22 protein-coding genes are annotated in these 24,089 nt (G+C 64.9%); 10 read left to right on the top strand and 12 right to left on the bottom strand.

Annotated elements, in window-relative coordinates:
- Positions 1-85 precede the first annotated feature (85 nt).
- From AC1DRD_RS17045 to AC1DRD_RS17030, 4 genes are read left to right on the top strand one after another with little or no spacing between them, the layout of a single operon-like run.
- On the top strand, positions 86-802 hold the full coding sequence (locus AC1DRD_RS17045) for a glycosyltransferase family 25 protein (protein ID WP_478042263.1): 717 nt from the start codon (positions 86-88) through the stop codon (positions 800-802).
- The gene (locus tag AC1DRD_RS17040; protein ID WP_478029725.1) at positions 792-2,273 is read left to right on the top strand and encodes an oligosaccharide flippase family protein; all 1,482 of its coding nucleotides are present in this window, start codon (positions 792-794) and stop codon (positions 2,271-2,273) included. The genes AC1DRD_RS17045 and AC1DRD_RS17040 overlap by 11 nt, the downstream gene beginning before the upstream one ends.
- The gene (locus tag AC1DRD_RS17035; RefSeq protein WP_478042262.1) at positions 2,270-3,283 is read left to right on the top strand and encodes a polysaccharide pyruvyl transferase family protein; all 1,014 of its coding nucleotides are present in this window, start codon (positions 2,270-2,272) and stop codon (positions 3,281-3,283) included. Before AC1DRD_RS17040 ends, AC1DRD_RS17035 begins: the two co-directional genes overlap by 4 nt.
- Positions 3,270-3,977 (top strand): TylF/MycF/NovP-related O-methyltransferase, encoded by a 708-nt coding sequence (locus AC1DRD_RS17030; RefSeq protein WP_478042261.1) that lies wholly within the window; start codon positions 3,270-3,272, stop codon positions 3,975-3,977. The genes AC1DRD_RS17035 and AC1DRD_RS17030 overlap by 14 nt, the downstream gene beginning before the upstream one ends.
- Here AC1DRD_RS17030 and AC1DRD_RS17025 read toward each other — a convergent pair.
- The 4 genes from AC1DRD_RS17025 to AC1DRD_RS17010 all read right to left on the bottom strand — a co-directional run bounded on the left by AC1DRD_RS17025 (position 3,934) and on the right by AC1DRD_RS17010 (position 9,460).
- Positions 3,934-5,292 (bottom strand): hypothetical protein, encoded by a 1,359-nt coding sequence (locus AC1DRD_RS17025; protein WP_478042260.1) that lies wholly within the window; start codon positions 5,290-5,292, stop codon positions 3,934-3,936. The genes AC1DRD_RS17030 and AC1DRD_RS17025 overlap by 44 nt on opposite strands.
- A 12-nt stretch (positions 5,293-5,304) precedes the next feature.
- On the bottom strand, positions 5,305-7,503 hold the full coding sequence (locus AC1DRD_RS17020) for a GumC family protein (RefSeq protein WP_478042259.1): 2,199 nt from the start codon (positions 7,501-7,503) through the stop codon (positions 5,305-5,307).
- A 5-nt stretch (positions 7,504-7,508) separates the two neighbouring features.
- The gene (galU, locus tag AC1DRD_RS17015; RefSeq protein ID WP_478042258.1) at positions 7,509-8,366 is read right to left on the bottom strand and encodes a UTP--glucose-1-phosphate uridylyltransferase GalU; all 858 of its coding nucleotides are present in this window, start codon (positions 8,364-8,366) and stop codon (positions 7,509-7,511) included.
- Positions 8,367-8,533: 167 nt separating this feature from the next.
- Complete coding sequence (locus AC1DRD_RS17010; RefSeq protein ID WP_478042257.1) at positions 8,534-9,460, bottom strand: hypothetical protein; 927 nt, start codon at positions 9,458-9,460, stop codon at positions 8,534-8,536.
- 95 nt (positions 9,461-9,555) lie between these two features.
- On the opposite strand from AC1DRD_RS17010, the gene AC1DRD_RS17005 reads away from it, so the two are divergent.
- The 3 genes from AC1DRD_RS17005 (at position 9,556) to AC1DRD_RS16995 (ending at position 11,600) form a co-directional block, all read left to right on the top strand.
- Entirely contained in the window at positions 9,556-9,774 is a 219-nt protein-coding gene (locus AC1DRD_RS17005) for a hypothetical protein (RefSeq protein ID WP_478029732.1), read from the top strand.
- A gap of 89 nt (positions 9,775-9,863) precedes the next feature.
- Complete coding sequence (locus AC1DRD_RS17000; RefSeq protein ID WP_478029733.1) at positions 9,864-10,040, top strand: hypothetical protein; 177 nt, start codon at positions 9,864-9,866, stop codon at positions 10,038-10,040.
- 189 nt (positions 10,041-10,229) lie between these two features.
- The gene (locus AC1DRD_RS16995) at positions 10,230-11,600 is read left to right on the top strand and encodes a sugar transferase (RefSeq protein ID WP_478029734.1); all 1,371 of its coding nucleotides are present in this window, start codon (positions 10,230-10,232) and stop codon (positions 11,598-11,600) included.
- A gap of 39 nt (positions 11,601-11,639) precedes the next feature.
- Here AC1DRD_RS16995 and AC1DRD_RS16990 read toward each other — a convergent pair whose 3' ends face one another.
- Positions 11,640-12,833: a mandelate racemase/muconate lactonizing enzyme family protein gene (locus tag AC1DRD_RS16990; protein ID WP_478042256.1), complete on the bottom strand. Its 1,194-nt coding sequence runs from the start codon at positions 12,831-12,833 to the stop codon at positions 11,640-11,642.
- A gap of 131 nt (positions 12,834-12,964) precedes the next feature.
- On the opposite strand from AC1DRD_RS16990, the gene AC1DRD_RS16985 reads away from it, so the two are divergent.
- Positions 12,965-13,792 (top strand): IclR family transcriptional regulator, encoded by an 828-nt coding sequence (locus tag AC1DRD_RS16985; protein WP_478029736.1) that lies wholly within the window; start codon positions 12,965-12,967, stop codon positions 13,790-13,792.
- A 202-nt stretch (positions 13,793-13,994) separates the two neighbouring features.
- On the opposite strand, the gene AC1DRD_RS16980 is transcribed toward AC1DRD_RS16985, so the two are convergent.
- From AC1DRD_RS16980 to AC1DRD_RS16960, 5 genes are all read right to left on the bottom strand, one after another.
- Positions 13,995-14,900, bottom strand: coding sequence for a dihydrodipicolinate synthase family protein (locus AC1DRD_RS16980; protein WP_478029737.1), 906 nt, complete (start codon positions 14,898-14,900; stop codon positions 13,995-13,997).
- Positions 14,901-14,978: 78 nt separating this feature from the next.
- Positions 14,979-17,708, bottom strand: coding sequence for a TonB-dependent receptor (locus AC1DRD_RS16975; RefSeq protein WP_478042255.1), 2,730 nt, complete (start codon positions 17,706-17,708; stop codon positions 14,979-14,981).
- Positions 17,709-17,853: 145 nt separating this feature from the next.
- Entirely contained in the window at positions 17,854-18,591 is a 738-nt protein-coding gene (locus tag AC1DRD_RS16970) for an SDR family NAD(P)-dependent oxidoreductase (RefSeq protein WP_478042254.1), read from the bottom strand.
- The gene (locus AC1DRD_RS16965; RefSeq protein WP_478042253.1) at positions 18,588-19,502 is read right to left on the bottom strand and encodes a 2-dehydro-3-deoxygalactonokinase; all 915 of its coding nucleotides are present in this window, start codon (positions 19,500-19,502) and stop codon (positions 18,588-18,590) included. Before AC1DRD_RS16965 ends, AC1DRD_RS16970 begins: the two co-directional genes overlap by 4 nt.
- On the bottom strand, positions 19,499-20,752 hold the full coding sequence (locus AC1DRD_RS16960) for an MFS transporter (protein ID WP_478042252.1): 1,254 nt from the start codon (positions 20,750-20,752) through the stop codon (positions 19,499-19,501). The genes AC1DRD_RS16965 and AC1DRD_RS16960 overlap by 4 nt, the downstream gene beginning before the upstream one ends.
- Before the next feature lie 137 nt (positions 20,753-20,889).
- On the opposite strand from AC1DRD_RS16960, the gene AC1DRD_RS16955 reads away from it, so the two are divergent.
- Positions 20,890-21,711: an SMP-30/gluconolactonase/LRE family protein gene (locus AC1DRD_RS16955; protein ID WP_478042251.1), complete on the top strand. Its 822-nt coding sequence runs from the start codon at positions 20,890-20,892 to the stop codon at positions 21,709-21,711.
- 242 nt (positions 21,712-21,953) lie between these two features.
- Here AC1DRD_RS16955 and AC1DRD_RS16950 read toward each other — a convergent pair whose 3' ends face one another.
- Positions 21,954-22,361 (bottom strand): glycine zipper 2TM domain-containing protein, encoded by a 408-nt coding sequence (locus tag AC1DRD_RS16950; protein ID WP_478029743.1) that lies wholly within the window; start codon positions 22,359-22,361, stop codon positions 21,954-21,956.
- A 179-nt stretch (positions 22,362-22,540) separates the two neighbouring features.
- Between AC1DRD_RS16950 and AC1DRD_RS16945 the strand changes: the two genes are divergently transcribed.
- Positions 22,541-23,521: an esterase-like activity of phytase family protein gene (locus AC1DRD_RS16945; RefSeq protein ID WP_478042250.1), complete on the top strand. Its 981-nt coding sequence runs from the start codon at positions 22,541-22,543 to the stop codon at positions 23,519-23,521.
- Positions 23,522-23,709: 188 nt separating this feature from the next.
- Here AC1DRD_RS16945 and rpmB read toward each other — a convergent pair whose 3' ends face one another.
- Positions 23,710-24,006, bottom strand: a complete 297-nt coding sequence (gene rpmB / locus AC1DRD_RS16940; RefSeq protein ID WP_066812698.1) for a 50S ribosomal protein L28 — start codon at positions 24,004-24,006, stop codon at positions 23,710-23,712.
- Positions 24,007-24,089 lie beyond the last annotated feature (83 nt).

Genomic DNA, 24,089 nt, shown 5'->3' with positions numbered 1-24,089 from the left:
AATCTCTGCCTAACGCGTGGCGTCGGACCCAGACCATGTTGAGCGAGGGAAGCCCTCCGGCACGCCCCCGCGAACCGAGCTCTTCGTGGTGTCGCTGGCCGACGCCGGCGAGCGCCGCGCCGCATTCTCCGATCGCGCACGCGACACCGCTTTATCCTGGCGGTTCTTCGACGCCTGCACCCAGCGTCCCGACAGCCTTGCCATCGACGAGGCGGCGATCCGGCGTCACAAGGGGCGTGCTCTGACCCGCGGCGAGATCGGTTGTTACGCCAGCCATTTCTCGATCTGGGAGGAGATGGTCGCGCGCGACGTCGCGCAGGCTATCGTCCTGGAAGACGATACGATTATCGACTGGGCTTATATCGAGCGCCTGGCTGAGACGGATCTCGCGGCCCGCGGTTTCGATTATCTGCGGCTCTATGCAAAGCGGCCGACCTTTCAGCGGATCGTCGCGACCGATTTCCTTCAGCACTCGCGCACCGTGGTCGAGTTGATCGGCCCGGCCTACGGCACGCAGGGCTATGCCATCACGCTGGCCGGCGCGCGCGCGTTCCTCGACGAATGCCGCGTCATTCGGCGGCCGATCGACGACGCGATGGATCGATCCTGGGCGCACGGGGTTCGCAACCTCGCGTTGTTCCCGGCACCGATCCTCGAAGCGACCGTGCCGTCCGCGATCGGCGCGGCGCGGTTTGCGGGCAAGAACGATCCCGCGTTCCACACGTTGCGCCAGCGCGCCTGGCGGCAGCTGGAACGCACCCGCATGCGGATGATGAAGGCGAGGCGCTTCCTTGGATATTGATCAGGCCCGTTTCGACACCGAGCTCCGCAAGCGGAGCAAGAGCTCGGTCGGCTGGACGCTGGTGCGGTTCCTGTCCGATCAGGTGCTGTCGTTCATCGTTTTCGTCATGCTGGCACGATTGCTGTCGCGTGCCGAAGTCGGTGCGTTCGCGGTCATCGCGGTCACCTCCGAGGCATTCCGTATTATATCGACCGCCGGCCTGCTCCAGACGGTCGCTCGACGCCGCGAGCTGACGCCGGCGTTCCTCGACACGATCTACCGCTCGCAACAGGCTTTCTCCTTGCTGTCGTGCGGGGCCATTATCCTGCTGTCGCGCCCGATCGCCGAGTTGATGGGCGCGCCCGGCATCGCGCTGCCGCTCGCGGTGCAGAGCCTGGTCCTCCCCCTCGCTTCGTTCGGCGTGACTCACATGGCGCTGCGCCTGCGCGAATTCGGGCATCGCACGACCGCGCTGCGCTCGGTGGTCGGCGGCGTGATTGGCGGCGGGGCCGCCGTGCTTGCCGCCTTTTACGGGCTCGGCTTGTGGGCGCTGGTGATTCAGCGCCTGGTGACCGAAGCGGTCGGCGTCGTCCTGTCACGCCAATCCTATGACTGGACCCCGGGATGGCGGTTCGAATGGCCGATCCTGCGCGGCAATCTGATGCTCAATGCCAGCCTGATCTATGTTCAGCTGATCTTCCTGGCGACGGTCCGCGTCCAGGAGATGGCGATCGGTGCGGGGATCGGCCTTGCCGCCGTCGGTGTCTACCGGACGGCGTGGCGTACCGTGGAGCTGATCGCCCGCGGCGCGATCCAGCCCTTCACGACGGTCGCGACGCAAACGCTGGCGCGCGTGAAGGACGACACCGTCGAACTCGCCCGCGCCTATCGCTGGATGATCGGGCGGGCCGCCGCGATTTCCTTTCCCGCCCTGGTCGGCTTCGGCGCGCTCGCGCCGATCGCGGTGCCGTTCGTGTTCGGCGCGAAATGGGCCGATGCCGGCGCCCTGGCACAGATTTTCGCCTTCATGGCGTTGCCCTTCACGCTCAATTTCTTCGCCTCGCCGTCGCTGTCCGCGCTTGGCGCCGGGCGGAGCCTGATCATGTTGTCCACCGCGCAACTTGTGCTCGGCGTCGTCCTGACCTTGGCCTCGTTGCCTTACGGTCTGTTCGCGGTGGCAATCTCCTACGTGGCGCGCGCCTATGTCACGCTGCCGCTTCAGGTCTGGCTGCTGCATCGCATATCGGGGATCGGACCCGGAACGACGCTCGCGGCAGTCCGGGCGCCACTCGCCGCCTCGACCGTCATGGGAGTCGCATTGTTCGTCGGACTGCGCGCCCTGGAGGTTGCGGGCATCAGCAAATTCCTGACCCTCGCGATGCTCGTGCCGCTCGGCGTCGCGCTTTATGCCGCGGTCCTTCTCGCGGTTGGACCCGAATGGCGCACGATGATCCTCGGTCGTGCTTATCGCTTGAGAAAGGCCCGCATTTGACCCCTGCCAGTGCCGACCAGGTCGTCGCTACCCTCGCCGGTCGCTTTGCGTCGACGCTCAGTCGCATCCTGCCCCCCGGCCGGCTCGCACTGGTCGATTTCCCCGATCACAGCAATGTCGGGGATTCGGCGATCTGGCTGGGTGAGATCGCCTATCTGCGGCGCGCCGGCCGGATGCCCGTCTATGTCTCCGCGCTGGGCGACCATGACGACGGCGCGATGGCGGCTGCGCTCGGCGACGGCACGATCCTGATCCATGGCGGCGGCAATTTCGGAACGCTCTGGCCGAAGCACGAGGCGTTTCGGTTGCAGATGCTGCGGCACCATCGCGACCGCGCGATCGTGCAGATGCCGCAATCGATCCATTACGACGCGCCCGAACGCGCCGACGAGATGGCCGCGGCGATCCGCGACCATGGCCGCTTCACATTGCTGGTCCGCGATGCGAAGTCGCTGGCCTTCGCCCGCGCACGCTTCGATTGCACAGTCGAGCTGTGTCCGGATGCCGCGCTGATGCTCGGCCGGTTACCTCGGCCCGCACCCGCCGTGGCGCCGGTATTCGCGCTGCTGCGCACCGACCATGAACGCGCCAACGGTGCCGATGCCGAGCCGCCGACGGGCGTGATCGCCGACGACTGGCTCGAGGAGGATAAGGGGGCGAGGGACCGGATTCGAGCGACGCTGAAGCTCCGCCGGCTCTTGGTCCGCGATCCGCAGGCGCGACGGCTGTTACGCCAGCGCGTGCTTGCCGAATGGCGAGTCAAACGCGGGTTGGCGATGCTGGCCCAGGGCGACACGGTCGTGACCGACCGCCTCCACGCGCACATCCTCTCGCTGCTGCTCGATATCCCCCACGTGCTGCTCGACAATAGCTATGGCAAGGTCGCCGGGTTCGCCGATCAATGGACCGCCGATTATGCCGGCCTGTCCCGCGCGACGTCGCGCGAGTCCGCGATCGACCTGGCGCTTGCCGCGACCACCCGGAAGGAAATGCGCCATGTCGCTTCGTAACCGCATCGTCCGCCGCTGGATGCTGTTCCGCCTCAGCCCCGTCGCAAAACGCATGCGGCGCGAAGGGCTGACTTATCTGCGCCCGGTCAAGCTCGTCCGGATCGAGGCGGCGTTGCGCCGGCTTGGGCAGCGCCGCGTCGCGGGCGACTATCTCGAATTCGGCGTCGCGCTCGGCGGGACAGCCGCGTTGATCGCCCAGGCCGCGCGGCGCGCCGATACGCGCTTCGTCGGCCTGGACGTCTTCGCCACCATTCCGCCGCCCACCTCCGAGCATGACGATGCCAAATCGCGCGAACGCTATGCCGTGATCGCGGCCGGCGAGGCGACCGGGATCGGCGGCGACGTCTATTACGGCTATCGCGACGACCTGCTCGATCATGTCGGCCAGGTTCTCGCCAGCGTCGATGCGCCGGTCGATGGCCGCCAGGTCCGGCTGGCAAAGGGTCTTTTCGAGGAGACTTGGCCCACGCTCGACGTCGAGCGCGTGGCCTTCGCGCATATCGACTGCGATTGGCACGATCCGGTGCTCTATTGCCTCAACGCCGTCGCGCCGAAATTGTCGGAGCATGGCGTGATCGTGATCGACGATTACCACGATTATCCCGGCTGCCGCACCGCCGTGGATACCTTTCTCGAGCAGAATCCCGGCTTCAGGATGGTGCCGGGCGCCAATCCGCTGATCGAACGGCGATAGCCTCTCGCCGCGGTGAGGCGAGGGCGCGCGCCCGGTACATCGTATAGCCGCACAGGAAGCCGTAGAGACCGAGTCCCTCGACCTGCCAGAACGGCATCGTCGCCATGTTGAGCAGCAGGAACGACGCGTGCGCCGCGATCAGCATCAGGCGCTCGCCCTTCGCATTTATCGCCACCCACAGCATCGTCAGCCACAGCGACAGCATGCCCAGAACGCCGACCAGCCCGAGTTCGTACACCGTTCCGACCAGGGTGTTGTGCGGATAGACCTTGAACAATCCTTCCCAGCTCTCCGGCCCGAACCCGAACAGATGCTGGACCGGGCCGCCTTCCTTCCAGGCATAGATATAGCTGCTCCAGATATAGGCGCGTGCCGACAACACCTGCTTGTCGGCCCAGGTAAACTCTCTCGGGGGCTTGATCAGCGCGCCAGGATTGGCAGCGATAGTCGCGATGTCGGCGAACTTGTCGGCGTAGAAGACGACCGCGACCCCGACCAGGAGCACGGCGAGGGCGGCGCCGACTCCCGCCATGAAGGGACGCTGGTCGCGTCGGACGCTGGTGGTGATGCCGATCCACAATGTCGCCACCGCGAGCGGCCCCATCGCGAAGATAGCGGTGCGATACCCGGCGAGCTGGATGCCGACGAGCATCGCTAGCAGGAAAATCACCCGGGGAAGGGGATGCGCGGCGCGGGCGAAGCACCCGACGACGAACCCCGCCACCAGCGCGACCGAAAAGGCCGCCTCATGGTTGTAGCCGCCGATCCATACCAGGCCGCCGTCGAGTTCGGACCCCTTGGGCAAATGGAGCACGACCGACAGAAACTGGAACACGGTCAGCGGCAGGAAAGCGACCATCAGCCAGCCGATGAAATGCCCCTCGGGATCGCGCCGATGCGCCTGGAGCACCGCCAGCGCGATGACGGCGAAATAGAGATATTTGACGACGGCGTTGATCGCGCCGCTCGGGTCATGATTGAGAACAGCGCTGACCAGCACGAGCGCCATCATCAGATAAACCGGCAAGAGCCAGCGAATCGCCAGATTGGCGAAGCGGACCACGAACAGCAGCCCGATGCCGGTGGTCGCGATCGACACGACCGCATTGCCGGAAAGGCCCGCGGCGATGGGGCGAAACATCCAGAGATGATACGCACCGGCAATATAGCGCAGCCACAGCGCAACCAGCACGAAACGCGCCGCGGTGCTGCCCGATCGCACATAGGCGATGGCGAGCGGCACGAGCAGGAGCATCGTGACGGGAACGAGGATCTGCAGCCCGAAGGACGGGCCGAAACTGGAGGCTTCGTTCACGTCGGTGCTCGTTCAGGCTGTGTGGTAGCTTTCAACGTCCTTGTAGTAATAGCCGGCATCGCCGAACCCGGCGCGCGCCTGCTCGACCACATTGACCTGAGTCAGCGCGACGCCGATCACGTTCGCGTCGACATCGGCGAGCCGGTCGAGAGCGATTTCTGCGGCCTTCGCGGCGGTTTTACGCCAACGCAGCAAGAACACGACGCCGTCGGCCATGCTGGCGACGACGCGCGCCTCGTCGATCGCCAGCAATGGCGCCGTGTCGAGCAGGATCAGATCGAAACGTTCGCGCAATTGCGTCAGCAGTGCTGCGAAGCGCCCGCCCTCGGTCAGGGTCAGATCGTCCGCATCGACCCGCTGCGGCAGCAGCCAGGCGCCGGTCGCCGGATCCTGGACCAGGACCTGATCGAGCGACGCGCTTCCCCTTAGCAGCTCGTTGAGTCCAACCTTCACATTGCCGCCGAACTGCCGGCTCGTCGCGCGGCGGCGAGGGTCGCAATCGACCAGCAAGGTCTTCACGCCCGCAGCGGCGGCCGATCGCGCCAGGCAGATCGCGGTCGTCGTCTTGCCTTCGCCGGGTACCGAAGAGGCAATCGCGATGATGCGGTGCTTCTGGTGGGGAAGCGCGAACGAGATCGATGTTCTGAGCGAGCGAAAAGCCTCCGCCAACAACGATTGCGGCCGTTGCACGACGAGTTCCATCGGCGGCGCGGGAAGTCCCTTCTTTTTATATTCCGGCAGCGTCGCCGCGTCTGGGATCGACGCCAGCGCCGGTAACCCGAGCTTCCGCTCGATCGCCTCGCTCGTCTCGACGCCACGTTCGAGCAGCTGGAGCAGCAGCACGACCAATGTCGCGATGCCGATCCCGCCGACCAATCCCGCCGCGCCGAAGATCAGCAAATTGGGCGCGCTCGGCGACGCCGGGACGCGCGCCGCGGCGACGATATAACTGTCGCTCTGTTCCAGACCTGCCTGCGCGATTGTCTGGCGATAGCGGTCGAGGAACGACCGGTAGAGCGTGCGCGCCGAATCGGCGTTGCGCTCCAGTTCGTTCAACCTCACCGTGGCATTGTTATCCGCTGCCAATTTACCTTCGGCGCGGTTGATCGATCCCTGGAGCGAAGCGGCACGCTGGCTGGCGATATTGGCCTGGATCGAAGTATTGGCGACGATGCGGCTGACCTCGGCGGCGATCTGCGCATCGGTATTCGCCATCGCCCGCTGCGCCCGCTGAAGATCGGGATGAAGCGGGCCATATCGCTTTTCGAGGCTGGCAACGTCGCGGCCGATCTCGGCGCGCTGCCCGCGAAGCGCGCTGATGACGGGCGAATCCAGCGACTCGCCGAGTTCGTCGCCACTCTTTCCGCGCGCGAGTTGCGCGCGCGCAGTCGACAGACGCGCTTGCGCGGCGGCGCTTTCAGCCTGCGCCTGCGCGAGCTGGGTGGAAAGATTGGACAAGGCTTCCTGGCTTGTCGACTGGCTTGTCGCACTCTGGTTCGACACCGCGAAAAGACTGTTCGCCGCACGGAAATCGGCGACCGCCTTCTCCGCCGTCAGCACCTGGCCGCGCATTTCCTGCAACCGCCCTTCGAGGAACTGGCTGGCGCGCTTGGTCGCGCCGGACTTGGTATTGACCTGACCTGAGACATAGGTCTGGGCAAGCGTGTTCACGACCTGCGCGGCGACCACCGGCGATGTTGCTTCAAACGAGATACTGATCGCGTAGGACAAGCCATCGCGCTTGATCGTCAAATTGCCGAACATGTTGCCGATCGCGCGGGCACGGGCCAGCGGGTCGGGCTTTGCGTTTGCCGCAGCGGGAAGCACCATGTGGCCGTTGAAATCGGGATTGCGATCGAGCCGCAGTGTGTCGACCACCTGGCCGATCAGCGCGGGCGATTGCAGCGCCTGGACCTCGGTATCGACTGCCGCCGAATCGGGATCGACGGTAGGCGTCACCTGGTCCTCGGCGATGACCTTTTCGGCGGTTCGCTCGAGCGCCACCTGCGCGGTTGCGACATAGCGTCGCTGCACGAGCATGTAGGCGATGGCCGCGATCAGCATGGCGCAGACCAGGATGATCGCGATCAGCAGCGCGCGCCGGCGGAGGATGCGGCCGATTCGCCGCAGATCGATCAATGTCGATTCGTCGACGTCCGATTCCGGGCCGAGCGGCCGCGGATGAAGGCGGGGCCGGGTTGCGGCGTCCATATGGTTCACGCCCTCGCCAGACAGTCGCGAACTGCCGACGCCATGTCCGGCCGTGACAGCGCGACCGCGATCGTGGCGCTCACGAAGCCGTGCTTGTCGCCGCAATCGTAGCGCGTGCCTGCGAAGGTAACGCCGTGGAACGGCTGGCGGCCGATAAGGTGCTTCATCGCGTCGGTCAGCTGGATCTCTCCGCCGGCGCCTTCTTCCTGTTGCGCCAGGATGTCCATGATCGCCGGTTGCAGGATATAGCGCCCGATGACCGCCAGATTCGACGGAGCCTCGGCGGGCGCGGGCTTTTCCACCAGGCCGCGAACCTCGGTCAGCGTGCCATCGGCGGCGCCAGGCGTGATGATGCCGTATTTGTTCGTCCGGTCATGCGGTACCTCTTCGGCGCAGAGCAGGTTGCCGCCGACCTGCGCATAGGCTTCGATCATCTGTTTCAGGCAGCCGGGCTGGCCGATCATCAGATCGTCCGGGAGCAGCACGGCAAAAGGTTCGTCCCCGACCAGACGGCGCGCGCACCATACGGCGTGGCCGAGACCAAGCGGTTCCTGCTGACGGACGATGGCGATGTCGCCCGGCGCAAACCGCGTGTCGACCAGCGCGTCGAGCGACTTGCCGCGCCGCTCCATCGTCTCTTCGAGTTCGAAGGAATGATCGAAATGATCCTCGATCAGCGACTTGCCGCGGCTCGTCACGAAGATGAACTGCTCGATCCCCGCCTCGCGCGCTTCGTCGATGGCATATTGGATCAGTGGGCGGTCGACGATCGGCAGCATTTCCTTCGGCATCGCCTTGGTGGCGGGAAGGAAACGCGTCCCCAGTCCGCCGATCGGAAACACCGCTTTGCGCACCTTGTCCATATCGATCCCTTTTGTAGAGCGTTGTCGACAGGTGCCCGGCACGCCAAGACTCCAACGGTCGGCTTAAGACGGGCTGGCGTACCTGTGCCTTTCTGCTGCATCGCAACAAGAGCGCAACGTTGAGCCGTGCCTACATCGCGCCTAATGCTGCAACTGCTCAACTCGGGTCACAGCTTTGGCGGCGTGCCGCCCCATTGGATTCCTCCCGGTACGCTGCCTTTGCCCCGGGGTCGGATTAATTGGGTGCCCGCGGGAACCTGAATGTCGTGCGAATCGATGATGATCCGTACCGGCCCGTCATGCACGTCGAAGATCGGCCATCCATGAGCAGACTTCACCACCAGATGGGCGATCCGGATGACGATCGGCGCGCCTCCCGGCGCCTTGGCGCCCATCAGGGCGAAATGCACCGTATCGCCGATGCCGCCCACCTTGTTCGGTTCGATGCTGGTCAGGCGGCTTGCATTGATGCTCGACCACAAACGGTAGTTGCGCGCGTTGCGGCCCGAAATGCAGTCGTCGAGCATCGAATCGCTGGCCTTCAGATCGAAGCCGCCGTCGCTATTGTCCCAGGCCGCGCACGAGCGGAACACCAGCCGCCGGTTGCCGCGTTCGGCCGAAAATCCGTCGCCATTCCAATATTGGCGGTCGTTCCGCTTCCATTGAAAGCCGCGCATCGTGCATCGCTCGAAGCGAAAGTCGGATGCGTCATCGGCGATCGCGATCCCGCATGGGAGGTCGTGCGCGCCGGTCGTCAGCACGCCGCTGGCAGTGACGTCGGAGAAGATTCCATCTCGGCTATCATATCGGATCCGGGCAAAGCCGCGACGCAGGTTGGTCGCGGTGACGTTGGACACCCGCAAGCCGACGACGCCTGCTGCGGCGCGATCGATCCCGGTATTCTCGATGACGCGATACCCGCCATCGACTCGCACATCGTCCATCACCACGCCGCTTGTCGGACGATCGAGCACGACCAGGCCGTTCCCCACGTCATGCGCGCTGACATGGCGATAGGCCGCACGGTCCTTGGCATGATAAACCGGCTCGCCGCGAGCGTCGATCTGGGTTCGGCCGGTAGCTTCGAACAGCATGCCTGTATTTATCGAGGCGCCGGCGTCATCGGCCAGCGGCCTGCGATAGTTCGGGACGCACGCCCGCCGAACCGATGCTTAACGCGCGGCAAAGCATGTCGTTTAACGACATCGAAGCTCCGCCCGACGCATCAACGCCGCGACCACACAAGGAGTTCCGCGCGATGCGCCCATCCCACCTGATCGCGCGTGACGCGCGGCCCGAAGACCCTAACGACCTGGCGGCAGCGGTTCTGTCCGCGTGGCTGGCGCCCCGTGAATCGTCTCGCCGCCGGCTTGTCCCGGATTTCAAGCGGCTGATGAAGCTCGATTAATTATTTTGGTCTTCACTCATCAGCTTAACCCGGCTATGGCACAACTCGCCTCAGCGGCATAAGCGGTGGGCGGGGAGAGGATGGACGATATGTCTCAACAAGCGCTCGGCGCTGCGCTGGATCGGGTCGAGATCCAGGCCAATCCCGAATCGGCCCCGGTAGAGCGCGACTGGATCGAGCTCACGGTCAGCCGCGTGTCCCGCGTCGCCGGCTATCTGGCGCTGGCTGTAGCGGTGGCCGGAATCGCCTATCTAGTGATTCGCTGAAGCATCCGAATTCCGCGGTTACGCTGCACCGCGGCATAATGAAAAACCGGTCGTCCTTTTCACAGACCGGGTGGTCTTGCCTTCGGCCAATTTGACCCGCACCTCCATTGCCACTCGGCTTTAGATAATTGATTTATACCGAAAGACCCGGATCGGCGCGTTGCGCATGAGTCAAAGGGGAACTCGGGAATGAATGTTTCTACGCTTGGGGAATTCGTGGCGCCGCGCGTACGCTCAAAGCGTCTGCAGCGCCTTCGCCTTTATACCGAACTCCTCGCGGTGGATTGCCTGGCGATCATCGCCGCGTTCGTCACGGCCCACGCATTGCACGCCGGGCCTCGCACGTTCGACGGTTGGCAATTATCGCTGATGGTGTTGACCGGCTATCTCGGCATCGCGCTTGCCGCCGAAGTCTATAACGCGACGGTATTCACCAATCCCAAGCTGAGCCTCAAGCGATCGGCGACCGCGCTGGTCTATGCCTTGGTCGCGGTCGTGTTCCTTACCTATATCGCCCATGCCAGCCAGCAGATCTCGCGCGTCGATTTCGCGATCGGGTCGCCACTCGCCTTGCTGTTCCTCGTCGGCGGCCGGCTGCTCTTCGTGGAGCACGGTTTGCGGCGTCTAGAGGGGTCGCTGTACAACGAACTGCTGATCGTCGATGGCGTCGAAGCCCCAGGCCTGGCCTGGGCCCACCGCATCAACGCGCGCGCGATGGGCCTTTTGCCCGACCTCAGCGACCCGGTAATGCTCCACCGCATCGGCGACGTGCTCGCGGGGTTCGATCGCGTGATCGTCTCGTGCGACGACGACCGCCGGCATGCATGGACCACGTTGTTGCGCGGAGCGAATATCGACGGCGAACTGCTCGTTCACGATCGCAACTATGGCGATGTGATCGGGATCGGGCGCGCGCAGGGGCAAGCTACCCACGTCGTGTCGCGCGGGCCCTTGAGCATGAGCAACCGCGCGGCGAAACGCTTGCTCGATCTCGCCTTGACGGTGCCCACCATCATCGCGCTGTCGCCGCTGCTCGCAATCATCGCGCTGATGATCAAGCTCGACAGCCCCGGACCGGTCTTCTTCCGGCAGGACCGCGTCGGCCGGCGCAATCAACTGTTCAAGATCACGAAATTCCGCACGATGCGGCATGAGGAAAGCGACGCTGCCGGCAAGCGCTCGGCCAGCCGCACGGACGACAGGATCACCCGGGTCGGACGCTTTTTGCGACGCACCAGCCTCGACGAGCTTCCGCAGCTGTTCAATGTGCTGGAAGGCGATATGAGCTTGGTCGGTCCACGGCCCCATGCGCTTGGGTCGCTGGCCGGCGACCAGTTATTCTGGGAGATCAGCCACCAATATTGGGTCCGCCACGCCCTGAAACCCGGCATAACCGGTCTGGCACAGGTTCGCGGGCACCGTGGCGCAACCGAAAAACGCGAGGATCTCGAACGCAGACTCGCCGCCGATCTCGAATATCTCGATCAATGGTCGATCTCGCGCGACCTGCGCATTTTGGCGTCGACGGTGGTGGTGATGGTACATCGCAACGCGTATTGAAGGGGCCGTCAGGCTAAGCCGGCTCCGGTCCCTTCAGCATCACACCAGCGCATCTACGCCACCCAGCCGCGTCGCGTTCTCCCAGAAACGCGCATTGGGCGTGACGCCAAGCCCTGGCCCGTCCGGAAGAGCGAAATGGCCGTCCGAGCATTCGAGCCGGCCATCCATCAGCGACGCCGAGTGATGGAAGATCGAGTGCTGATATTCGTGCCAGCGCAGGTTGAGGATGGTCGACGACGCCAACAGGCTCGCCGCGGCGAAAATCCCGGCGCCGATGGTCGCATGCGGGATGATCTGGGCGTGATGCGCCTGGGCGAGGTGCGCGATGCGCATGAACTGGGTGATGCCGGTATGGCCCATTTCCGGCTGGACGATCGACACCGCACGCGCCTCCAGCCTGCTGCGCGCGTCGAACACCGTCCGCCATTCCTCGCCGGCGGCGACCGGGATGACCGAGTGGCGCGCGATTTCCGCCAGGCCCTGAACGTCCTCGGTCTTGCACGGCGCTTCGATGAAGGTGAGGTCGTAGCGCGCGAGCTTGTCGATCAGTGCGATCGCCTCGGCGGGCGAATAGATCCAATGGCAATCGAGCATGATCCCGATGTCCGGACCCAGGCCCTCGCGCAAAGCCGCGATTTCCCGCTCGACACCCTCATAGCTCACCACCGCGGCGATCTTGACCGCGCGGTAGCCGCGGTCGACGAAGCTCTTGGCCAGATCGACCTTTGCCGCGATCGTCGGCCTCGGCAGGCCGGAAACATAGGCCGGGATACGGTCGCGATGCCGGCCGCCGAGCAGTTGCGGCAGCGACAGGCCGGTGAGCTTGCCCATCAGGTCCCACAAGGCGATGTCGACCCCGGCCATCGCATCGAGCCAGAAGCCGCCGGTATAGCCGCGCACGCGCATCAGGTCGTAAAGGTCGTCCCAGATCGCCTGCACGTCGAACGGCGAACGGCCGGCAATGATCGGCGCGATCAGATCCTCGACAAAGGCGTGAATCGCATTGGGCGCCACCAGGCCATAGGTTTCGCCCCAGCCTTCGGCACCGGACTCGAGCGTCACGCGAATGACCGCCGATCGCATGGTTTGCGGGTAGATGGTGCGGTTGCCGCGGCGGACCACGTATCCGCGCTCGTTGACCGTTTCGCCTGGCCCCAGCCCGCCAAGATAGCTGTCATCCTGCGGAATGCGGACCGAGAATATGTCGATCGCCTTGATCGCGTCATCAACCATCGAATACCTCTCCAGCGCGGATTCAATTCGCTATTCGTATATCTCTATTAGCAACAATATAAGGCGCCGCCAGTCCTAAATCGAGCCGGAAGTGTAGACGTGCCGCCGGCGCTGCGGTAGCGTCGACGGCGATGGTAGCAACGCAATCACCGGCCGGCCGTGGAACCCGGATACGCAGCGACAAGGCCGGGGCGCAGCCCAACCAGAGCCTGATCGACGGCATTACCGTGCTCCAGGCCTTGGCCATCTCGACGGAGCCGGTGGGCTGCCGCGAGGTCGCGCGCCGCGTCGGGCTGGAGACGACGCGGGTCAACCGGCTACTCAAGACGCTGACCTATCTCGGCATCGCTCGCCAGACGCCCGATCGCAAATATCGGGCCGGCGCCGGTATGACCGTGCTGGCGGCCCAGAGCCTGTTCGCCTCGGGACTGCTGCGGCGTGCATTGCCGGCGCTCGAGGAACTGCGTCACTTCGGCCATACCGTCGCGATGGGCGTTCGCTGGCGCGACAATGTCAGCTATCTGTTCCACGCGCCGCCCAACATGCCGGCGACCGATGCGCTGGGCCGTATCGGGCTTTACCCCGCGACGCGCGGCGGCATCGGCATGGCGCTGCTCGCGACGCTGGAAGATGACGAGATCCATGAGATCTACGCCAAGGGAGACATACCCGGTTACGCCGATATCGATGCCCTGCTGCTGGCGCTGAGCGACATCCGCCGCAAAGGCTATGCCCGCTTGCGCGTCAAGGACGAGCGCGAGCAGCATACGGTGGCGATCACCGTGGGCGAGACAGCCTATGCGGCGATCGGCCTGTCGGGATGGATTCCCGAGGCGGCGATGCCGACTATGCTCGAAGCGCTGCGCGTCGCCGCTGCGGAAATCCAGGCGAGGGGCTTGGAACGCGGCGACGAAATCGCGCCAGCGGATCCGGCGCTCGACTATCGCCTCGCCGTTTAGGCTAGGTTGGGGCCTCAGATTCCTGGCGTCATTCCCGCGGAATCCTCCTGTCACCCCAGCGCACCTCCCGTCACCCCAGCGTACGCTGGGGTCTCTGGCGGTGACGCGATGCCGCTTGAGATCCCAGCTTTCGCTGGGATGACGAGTTTGGGAAATTAATCCCTTTAAGAACAACGGGTTATTTTTGGCCTCAACCTAAGGCTCAGCGCGCGGCACTGGCATGCTGCAGACGGTCGAGGACCGTCCCAAGCTCGCGCTGGTCGGTTTCGTCGAACTCGGGACCGGCGGCGCGTGTATAGGCCGAGGTGATCACGCCACGCCGCCGCAACACTTCCTTCGTGAGACGCCAGCGATAGACCGCCTGGATCATCAGGATCGGCAGCAACGCCTCGTACAACCGCCAGACTTCGGCGCGGTCGCCGGCGAGATGAGCGCGCATCAACGCGACATGCACCTCGGGCGTCTCGGCGGCGGGCATGCTGCCGATCGCGCCGCGCGCTAGCTCATCAGTGATGTACCGCCCGCCGGCGCCCCCGAAAACGCCCTCGAGATGCGGGACGCCGCTGGCCAGCAACGCAGAGATGCGCTGCCCGCACGGCATATTCTCCTCCTTGACCCAGCGGATCGCGTCGGACGCCGCGACGATGCGCGCGACCGCATCGGCGGCGAGCCCCAGGCCCATCGGCGCAGGCGCATTTTGCAGCATGATCGGCAAGCCGGCCTGCGCGCCCAGATCGCGATAGAAACGGGAAAGCGCGTCGACATCGGGGCCCAGCGCGCGAGGCGTCATCACCATCGCGGCGCTGGCGCCCGCCGCCGCCCCGGCCGTAGCCAGCCCTGCGCTATCGCCGACCTCATCGCTGCTGGCGCCGACCACGAACCGCACGCGACCGGCGACCGCGCCGCCGATCAGACCGATGAGTTCTCCGCGTTCGTCGAGCGTCAGCAGGTCATATTCGCTGGCAAGACCGGGAAAGACGAGACCATCGGCGCCCGACGCAACGACATACTCGACGACCGATCGCATGCCGTCGGGGTCGATATCGCCGCGGTCGGTAAAGACGGTCGGCAGCACCGGAAAGACGCCGCCGAAGGAAGACTGGCTCATTGAAATCCTATCGCAAGAGACGGGGGAGGTGGTCGAACTGCTTCACCCGAGCGAACCAAGAAGGGCGAACCGAACGCGTCAGAATTTCGCGTTGAACCCGAGCGAGAAGCGACGCCCCTGAATGCCGTAGAAAGAGGTAGCCTCAGGTGATTCCACGTAGCGGCGCTGGATTTCGTTGGTCAGGTTCGTGCCGTCGGCGAAGATCGTGAAGCGACCGAATTCATAGCGGATCGATGCGTCGACGGTCCGGAACGGCGCATAATAGATCGCCGTGCTGCCCGGCCCGACGCTGTCGAAGAACTTGTCGCGATAATTGTACGCGACGCGCGCGCCGAAGCCGTATTTCTCGTAATAGGCGACCAGATTGTAATTGACCTTCGACAGACCCTGGAAAGGCAAAGATTGTCCCTTGCGATCGAGCAGGCTGGTCGAGCTGTCGATGTACGAGAAATTGGCGACGACGCCGAAACCGTCGAGCGGCGAGGGAAGGAAAGAGAATGGCGTCTGGAACAGCACTTCGACGCCCTTCACCTTGCCGCCGGCACCATTATAGGGCCGCGTGATCAGATAGCCTTCGGGCTGGCCTGGCGGCGCGACTTCCCCCGGCGGGATTTCGTAGCTCGCCTTGCTGTAGATGAAGGTCTTCACGTCCTTGTAGAACGCGCCGACGGTCAACGCCGAACCGGGCGCGAAATACCATTCGAGCGACGCGTCGAACTGATCGGCGCGCAACGGCTGCAGCCGGGGATTGCCGGCGTTGCCATTATAGGGCGTCAACCGGTTGAGCGTCAGGTTCGGCGACAGATCGATCGAGTCGGGCAGCCCCAGGACCTTGGCATAGCCGGCGCGAAGCAGGAGCTTGTTGGTGATTTCCAGCTTGGCGACCGCGCTCGGCAGCCAATCGACCGATTGCGTCTTCACCGTCAACGGATCGGCCAGACCGCTCGCGCGCTTGATGGCGCCATTCGCTTCGCGCGTCGTGTCGGTATAGCGCAGCCCGACATTGCCGGTCAGCGGCATCGATCCCAGCCGTGTCGCGAAATTGATCTTGGCATAGGCCGCCATCGTCTTCTCGCCGATGCGGAAGGATTGCAGCGGATCGACGAAGCCGGCCGGGCACAGGCCGCTATTGGGCGCGATCGTGTTGCAGGCTCCCCCGATCGGGAGCGCCCAGGCATTCGCCGCGAGATATTTGGTGGCGATCGACGGGGCGTTCCCACCCAACAGGTCGGCATAGCCCCGAACGCTATAAATGGACGGACCCGACGACAGCAGGAACGTGTTGGCGGCCGTGGTACCGGCGAAGGCGACCTGGTTCTGGTTCGTCTGACGCGTCGTGGTCAGCGCCGAGTAACGCATGCCGGCATCGATCTCGGAAATGAACGAATTCTCCGGCTTGAAGGCGAAGTCGACCTTGCCGGCCGTTTCCTGGGCGGTGTTGCGGTTGAAATTGTCGAAGGCGTTCGAATAGCGGAACGACGCCGGATTGGTCGTGTCGAGACCCGCGGGGCCGGTCAGGCTGGGAATGCCGCCTTCGTTGACATCGAACGCGAAGGGATATTTGCTGACGCTCTGGACCCGGACGAATTCCTGGGTGACATCCATCGTCGAGCGCGAATAATTCACTTCGGGCCTGGCTGAGAAGCGCCCGTCATTTGTGCTCCACTTGAAACCCAGGGCACTAGTGAAAGTGTCGCTCTTGACCCTGAGCGCTTCGGCGTTGCCTTGCGCCACCTGGTTGATGACGCCCGAGGTCAGGATCTCGTTCGACGACAGGGTGTAGGAGGTATAGTCGCCGGCATTGCTGCTGAGCGGCACCGAGAACCAGTCGCGCGTGCGCGACGTCTTGAGGTGCGAGTAAGCCGCGTCGCCGTAAAGCTCGAAATTGGGGCTGGGCCGCCATTGAAACGCGCCATTGCCACCGATCTTTTCGCGCTTTTCGCGCAGACGCTGGAACCGGAAATCGGCGATATAGGTGCCGGGAATCCCGTCGCCATTCGGATCGTTCGCCTTGGGATGGGCGGGCGTGTTGAACGCCGAAGTGAGGGGGGTGTAGCCGGTGAAGGAATTGAATGAATCCTCGTTCACCGGCTTGTTCGAATAGGTGGCGTTGAGCAGGATGCCGAACGTGTCGTTGGCGAACGTGTTCGAATAGAGTGCCGACCCGTCATAGCCCCATCTCTTGTCCTGGTCGGAATAGACCGTGGACCCCGACACCGAGATGAGCTGACCCGGTTTGTCGAACGGCTTGCGCGTGATGATGTCGACCGTGCCACTCAGCGAGCCGTCGGTCCGGTCCGCGCCTTGCAGCTTGATGACGTCGAGGCGGCCGATCAGTTCGGAGGGAAAGAGCGAGAGCGGGCCGTAATCGGAATCGAGCACCGACGCGATGCCCGCACCGCGGCCATTGGGATTGATCAGCGTGCGCCCGTTGATCTCGCTACGGTTCTGACGAAGGCCGCGGATCGAAACGCTCGTTCCTTCGCCGAGCGCGCGGCGGATCTGGACGCCCGATATGCGCTGCAGCGATTCCGCGATGTTGTTGTCCGGCAGTTTTGCGACATCGGTGGCGACGACCGAATCCTGGAACTGGTCGGTGTTGCGTTTGACCTGGAGCGCTTCGGCGAGGCTCTTGCGATAGCCGGTGACGACGATCTCCTTGTCGCCCGCGCTGGGCGCATCGGCCGCCTGGCCGCTATCGGTGGAGGCTGCGGCATTGAGTGTGCCTGCCTTGTCCTGCGCCAAAGCCGGACTACCGGCGACGAGGGCGCCGAGACACACCCCGCCAAGCCAAAAGCCTGCTCTCATCGTTCCTCTCCCCTGCGATCTTATCGTCTAGTGAGGAATTAATGTTGCACATTTAGCTACACGTCAACTGAATTATTCGGCCATATTACAGTGTTTCGTCCGAGTGGCGCCCGGAAAAATGGCGCAATATGTTGCTATAAAGAGGTTAGCGGCGCGTCACCGATGCCCCGCCATCGATCTGATAATCGACGCCGGTGATCCAGCTCGCCTCATCGGAGCACAGGAACAGCGCCAGCGCCGCAACGTCCTCCGGCCGGCCGATACGGCCGAGCGGGTGGCGCTTGATGTTGGCGGCGATCGCCGATTGGGGGTCGGGTCGCGCCTCCATCCCGCGGCGCCAGAGCGGCGTATCGATCGACGCCGGGCGGACCGAGTTCACCCGGACGTTATCGGGCGCGAGCTCCAGCGCGAGCGTGCGCATCAGGCTGTCGAGCGCGGCCTTGGATGCCGCATAGGCGGCCAGCCCTGGGGTGGCGTAGGTCGAATTGATCGACGAAACGAACAGGAAACAGCCGCGCCGCCGCGCTTGCATGCCCGGCGCGAACGCCTGCGCCAGGCTCAACGCGGCGCCGACATTCACCGCAAACATCTGTGCCAGGAATGCCGCGTCGGTATCCATCGTCGGGCGAGAGTCGCCCATCGCGGCGGCGTGTACGACGATGTCGGGCGCCAGGCCGGAGGTCCTGATCGCGTCGACGGCGTGCGCCAGTGACGTCTCGTCGCCAAGATCGCATAGCAAGCGCAGGTCGCCGGATGGCGCCTCCACCCGGTCGAGCGCGATGATGCGACACCCTTCGCCCGCGAACCGCGCGGCGATCGCACCGCCGATACCACCCGCGGCCCCCGTTACCAACGCGACTTGCCCGGCGAGGCGTTGTGTCATGCGAACATCCCTTTTGCCCGGAGAAGAGCGGCAAGGCGCAGGAAACCCGCCGCGGTCAATCGGTCATTGTCGGCAATCTCGGCGGCGCCGCCCAGCTGGCGGATCGCAGCGGCGAACAAGGATGCGACCATAGGCGCGCCGGCCACCAGGCATGTCGCGCCCGGCGCGAGCGGCAAATTCTCCCGCACATCGGATCCGATCACCACGCCCCACAGGAAGGACGCGGCATCGCCGGCTTGCATCCGGTCAGCCTGCACATTCGATCGCGCCGCGAACAGCAGTCGGGCAAGGCCGCCGCCCTCGGCACCGCGAGCAACGCCGGCGCGGAATGCGGCTCCCTCCTCGGGCTCGGCCGCCATCAGGGGCGCGAGCACGCTGCGTTCGGCGAACACGCGATACAGTTCGACGGTCATCGAAGTGTGGAATTGCGTGACCTGCGCGCCGTCATGCGCCAGCCATTTGCCGTGCATGCCCGGCACCGACAGGAACAGCCCCGCTCGTCCCCCGGATTGCTCCAGCGCACCGATCGCCGCCACTTCCTCGCCGCGCAATACATCGGGATCGCCGAAGCGTTGCTCGCACGCCAGGCCGGGCAGAAAGAGGACGGCATGATCGCCGATCCGGCCGGCCACCGCGCCATCGGCGATTGCTTCCGGGCCGGCGGGGCAGTCGACGCGCGCGATTTCCTGCCAGCCCATCGCCGAGCCGATCATACCGCTCAGCAGCAAAGGATTCTGAGGATCGGGCCAACGCGCCCGCAGCCGGTCGACATGCTCGACGATCCCGTCGCGACCCAGGTCCGCCAGCCGCACGGTTTCTATCTGCGTATCGAGCGTTTCGCCGTCGCGCCGAAACAGACGGGCTCGCAATTGCGCGGTGCCCCATTCGACCGCGATCAGGTTCTCGCTCACGCCGCAATCTCGCGGTCGAGCATCGATCGGCCGGTCGTCGCCAGAAAGGCCGCCAGCAGTCCGAGCGGATAGGCGATCGCGATCATCAGGAACATCGGCCGATAGGTCATGGTCGCCACCAACGCGCCGACGAGTTGCGTCGTGACGATCGTGGCGAGGCCGCCGATGATACCGTTCACTGCCATCACTTTCCCGATATGCCGCCCCGGATACAAGTCCACGCACAAGGCGGTCTGGTTGGTCACCCAGGCGGTATGGACCAGTGCCACCAGCGCGCCGAGCGCAAGGCTGATCGAGACGGCAGGCGCCAGCGCGTTGAAGGCGCCGATCGGCGCGATCACGGCGACGAGCGCCATCGTCGCCACCCTGGCACGCGCCGGCCGCATGCCGCGCCTCACCAACGCGCCCGAGACGATGCCGCCGAGCACCGAACCGACACCCGCCGACGCATAGACCACCCAGCTCAGCCGGCCCATTTCGGCAACGGTCAGTCCGCGTTCCTCAGTCAGATATTTGGGAAACCAGAACAGATAGAAGAACCAGACCGGGTTGGTGAGGGCGTTGCCGATCGCGATCAGCCAGACTCCGCGGGTGCGAAGCACTGCACCCCATTCCGCCGGCGCGGGACCCGCGCGTTGCTCCGGCATTGTAGCCAGATCGACCGGACCGATACGACGGGGTCGATAGGCCATCTGCCAGACGGCGAGCCAGGTCAGCCCGATCGCTCCCGTGACGACGAACGTCGCGCGCCAACCGACCGTGATGAGCAGGGTGGTGATCAGGATCGGCGCCAGTGCCGCCCCGAAATGCGCGGCGGACGAATAGATGCCGATCGCCAGCGCGCGCTCGCGGTTGGGAAACCATTCCTGGACGAGCTTGGGCGAAGCGATCCAGCCGCCGGCCTCCGCGATCCCGAGCGCGAACCGCGTGGCGGCAAGCTGCCACATGCTTCCCGCCATGCCCGACAGCGCACTGGCCAGCGACCACCAGCCGACGAACAGCGCCATCGAGCGCCGGGCGCCGAGCCGATCCACGATCAGCGCCGAGATCAATCCGCCGATCGTGTAAGCGGCCAGGAAAGCGTTGACGAGGGCGGCATAGCCGACATCGCTGATCCGCAACTGCCCCTGGATGGTGCCGGCCATCAACGCCAGCGTCTGGCGGTCGAGATAATTGAGCACCGCGGCAGCCGCGAGCATGGCCACGACGAACCAGCGAAAACGCGGCCAGCGCTGTCCGGTTGCTGCCATTATCTCTCCCCGCGTCGAGCCATCATTGCCAAGGCCCTGTCTGCCCGGTAGCTAAAGGCGTGTAGCCGTTATAGCAACATGTTTAGTGAAAACGGGGAGCGAGCGTGGTAGAGCCGATGCAGGGGATCGCTCCACACATGTCATGGCCCGTCGGCGCTGCACTCGCCGAATGCCCGGTCTGGATTCCGGAGGCGCGGCTACTCGCCTGGGTCGATATCCTGGGTCCGACCTATAATTTGCTGGATCCTGTCACCGGCATCAATCGCTCCATTCCCCTCCATGCCAAGATCGGATCGGCAGCGCCGCTCGACGCGGGAGAGGCGATGCTGGCGCTCGAAGACGGCCTATGGCTGTTCCGGCAGGGCGGGTCTCTCGAGCCATTGCCATCGCCGGACATGACGGGTGTGCACTTCAACGACGGCAAATGCGATCCGGCGGGCCGGTTCTGGGTAGGCACGCGCGCGACTGATGGATCGGCAGGCGGCGGCGCCTTGTATCGCGTCGATCATGAACGCCGGGTCACGGCAATGGACAGCGGCTTCGACGTTCCGAACGGTATGGGCTGGAGTCCGGACGGACGATCTTTCTATCTGATCGATACGGTCCCGCGGCTGCTCTACCGCTACGATTTCGATCTGGCGGGCGGCGCGATTTCCAACCGAACGATATTGCACCGGTTCGAAGACACTGCCGGCAAGCCGGATGGCATGGCCGTGGACCGCGACGGCTATATCTGGTGCGCGATGTGGGACGGCGGCGGCATCGCGCGGCTTGCACCGGACGGAACGCAAGTCGGCTGGCTTCCCACCCCTTGCCAGCGGCCGACGAGCTGCGCCTTTGGCGGGGACGACCTGAGCACGTTGTTCGTTACCACGGCGGCCTATGGCCTCGATCCGCTCGATGTGCGGTTCGGCCAAGCCGGCAGCATTCTCGCGTTTCGCATCGACTGCGTTCCATAGTGAAGATACTTTAGCCGTTTGCGGGTTGAGCCCCGCCGCCGGCAAAGCCGTCGGCCGGATCGGCGTGCGCCGTCCGCCGGCCGTGCGGGGCGCTCGCTTCGCGATCGGCGCGGGCGCAGCCGCGCCTGCGCTCCGCACAACAAGAGGCCGGCCCCTTTCGGGACCGGCCTCCGCCCTCATACGCTACGCGAGGGGACTGTCTCTCCCGGATACGCTACGCGGGAGAACTCGACTGTTCGGGATTAGCGGCGGCAGTAACCGGGGCGATCCGAGCGATCGATTGCCCGGCCGGCCAAGGCGCCGACACCGGCGCCCAGGATGGTGCCGATCGTGCGGTCGCCGCGGCCGGCAACCGTATTGCCGAGCAGGCCGCCGGCGATCGCGCCGACGATCGTGCCGCCGTCACCATCGTTGCACTTCTGACGCGCACGATAGCTGCGGTTATAGCCACGGTAGCTGCGGTCATATCCGCGATAGCTGCGGTCGTTACCGCTATAATAGCCGTCACGGTTGTAATAGCCGTCGCGGTTGTATCCGTCGCCATACGACCGGTCGTAGCCGTAACGCTGCGCCTGCGCCGGGGCGAGGGGAACAACGGCACCGGCAGTCATCGCGAGCGCGGCGCCAACGAGCGAAAGGGTCTTCAGCATTTGTCGTCTCCGTCTCTAAAATTCATCCTTCGATCGGTCGCGGGCTCCGGCGATTTCCGTCTGCCCATTCCGTGTCGATGAAGAGGTTTTGCCCGATTCGCATTGAGCCAAGGCTGAATGCGTCCGTTATCCGCCGTTCAGGCTGGCGGGTTGCCGCGCGACGGCTATGAGGGCCGGCGATGCGCCGCCGCCACCGCTATCCCCTAATGCTCGTGCTCGCCTTGCTCTGTCAGTGGAGTGGTACGCCCGAACGGCCGATGCTTGGCCGCATCCCCGACATTACGGCGACGCGCGTGCCACTCGACGGCGCCGACCCTGCGCGCATCAAAATCGGGGCGATGACCTTCATGGGCGGCGTTCGCCTGACCAGCCGCGACACGGCCTTCGGCGGCTATTCGTCGATGACGATCGACCGTGGACTGTTCACGCTGCTCAGCGATGGCGGGACGATCGCGCGGTTTCGGCTCGACGATCATTTTCGGCTGAGCGCTCGCGCATTCGGCGACCTGCCGACGGGTCCGGGAACGGGGTGGAACAGGGCGCAACGCGACACCGAATCGATGGCCCTGGATCCCGCGACCGGACAAGTGTGGGTGGGGTATGAGCGCGCCAACCAGATCTGGCGCTACTCGCCTGGCCTGACCTCGCCCGCCAGCATGGTGGCGCCGCAGCCGATGGCCGACTGGTCCGCCAATGGCGGTGCCGAATCGATGGTGCGGCTGCACGACGGCCGCTTCCTGGTGATCGCCGAGACCAGCCGCCGGCTGCCGAGCCAGGCGCGCAGTGCGCTGATGTTCGATCGCGATCCGGTCGAGAAACCGCTCAAGGGATTCGAGTTCGGCTATCTACCGCCCGATGGCTATGATCCGTCCGACGCGACCGAATTGCCCGACGGGCGTGTCCTGGTCCTCAACCGCCGGTTCGATCTTCCCTTTCGATGGAGCGCGGTACTGACGCTGATCGATCCGCGCCGCATCCGCCCGGGCATGACGATTCGCGGGCGCGAGATCGCGCGGCTTGCGCCGCCGCTGACGGTCGATAATTTCGAAGGGTTGGCGATCACGCGCGAACGCGGCGCGACGATGCTATGGATGGTCAGCGACGACAATCTGCTGTTCCTGCAGCAGACGCTGCTGATGAAGTTCCGGCTGGATTTGTAATCGACCCTCGCCGATCCACTTACGCCGGGGAGACATATTTTCTGGCAGTGGGAATCAACCCCCGGGCCGCCTCGGCCAGCAAAACTGCAAGACGCCGCGCCGCAGAAACGACTCCGGCCCGCTCGCCGGTGTGGAGAGCGGGCCGGTAGCGATTCGCTTGAAGGTCCGACCGAGTCGGACCGGCGCGATTACGCGGCCTGGGTGTCGCCCAGCTTCTTCTTGACGTCGCGCTTCAGGCGACGCGCACGCAGCGACAGATCGTCGTCGCTGGTCTTGACCAGCCAGTTGTCGAGACCGCCGACATGCTCGACCGAGCGCAGGCCGTGCGTCGACACGCGCAGCTTGACGCTGGTGCCCAGCGCGTCAGACAGCAAGGTCACGTTCTGCAAATTGGGCAGGAACGTCCGCTTGGTCTTGTTATTGGCGTGGGAAACGTTGTGACCCACCTGCCGGCCCTTGCCGGTCAGCTCGCAAATGCGCGACATCGCTATCAATCCTGAGTTTCGGGCCAAGACGAACCTGACCCCGGAAAGGTGGCGCCGATAGCGTCTGTCGGGCGGCGGGTCAA

It is taken from the genome of Sphingomonas sp. P4_G2 (assembly GCF_056401155.1).
The sequence above is the reverse complement of the archived record's forward strand: the minus strand, read 5'-3'. Positions and strand labels throughout refer to the sequence as shown.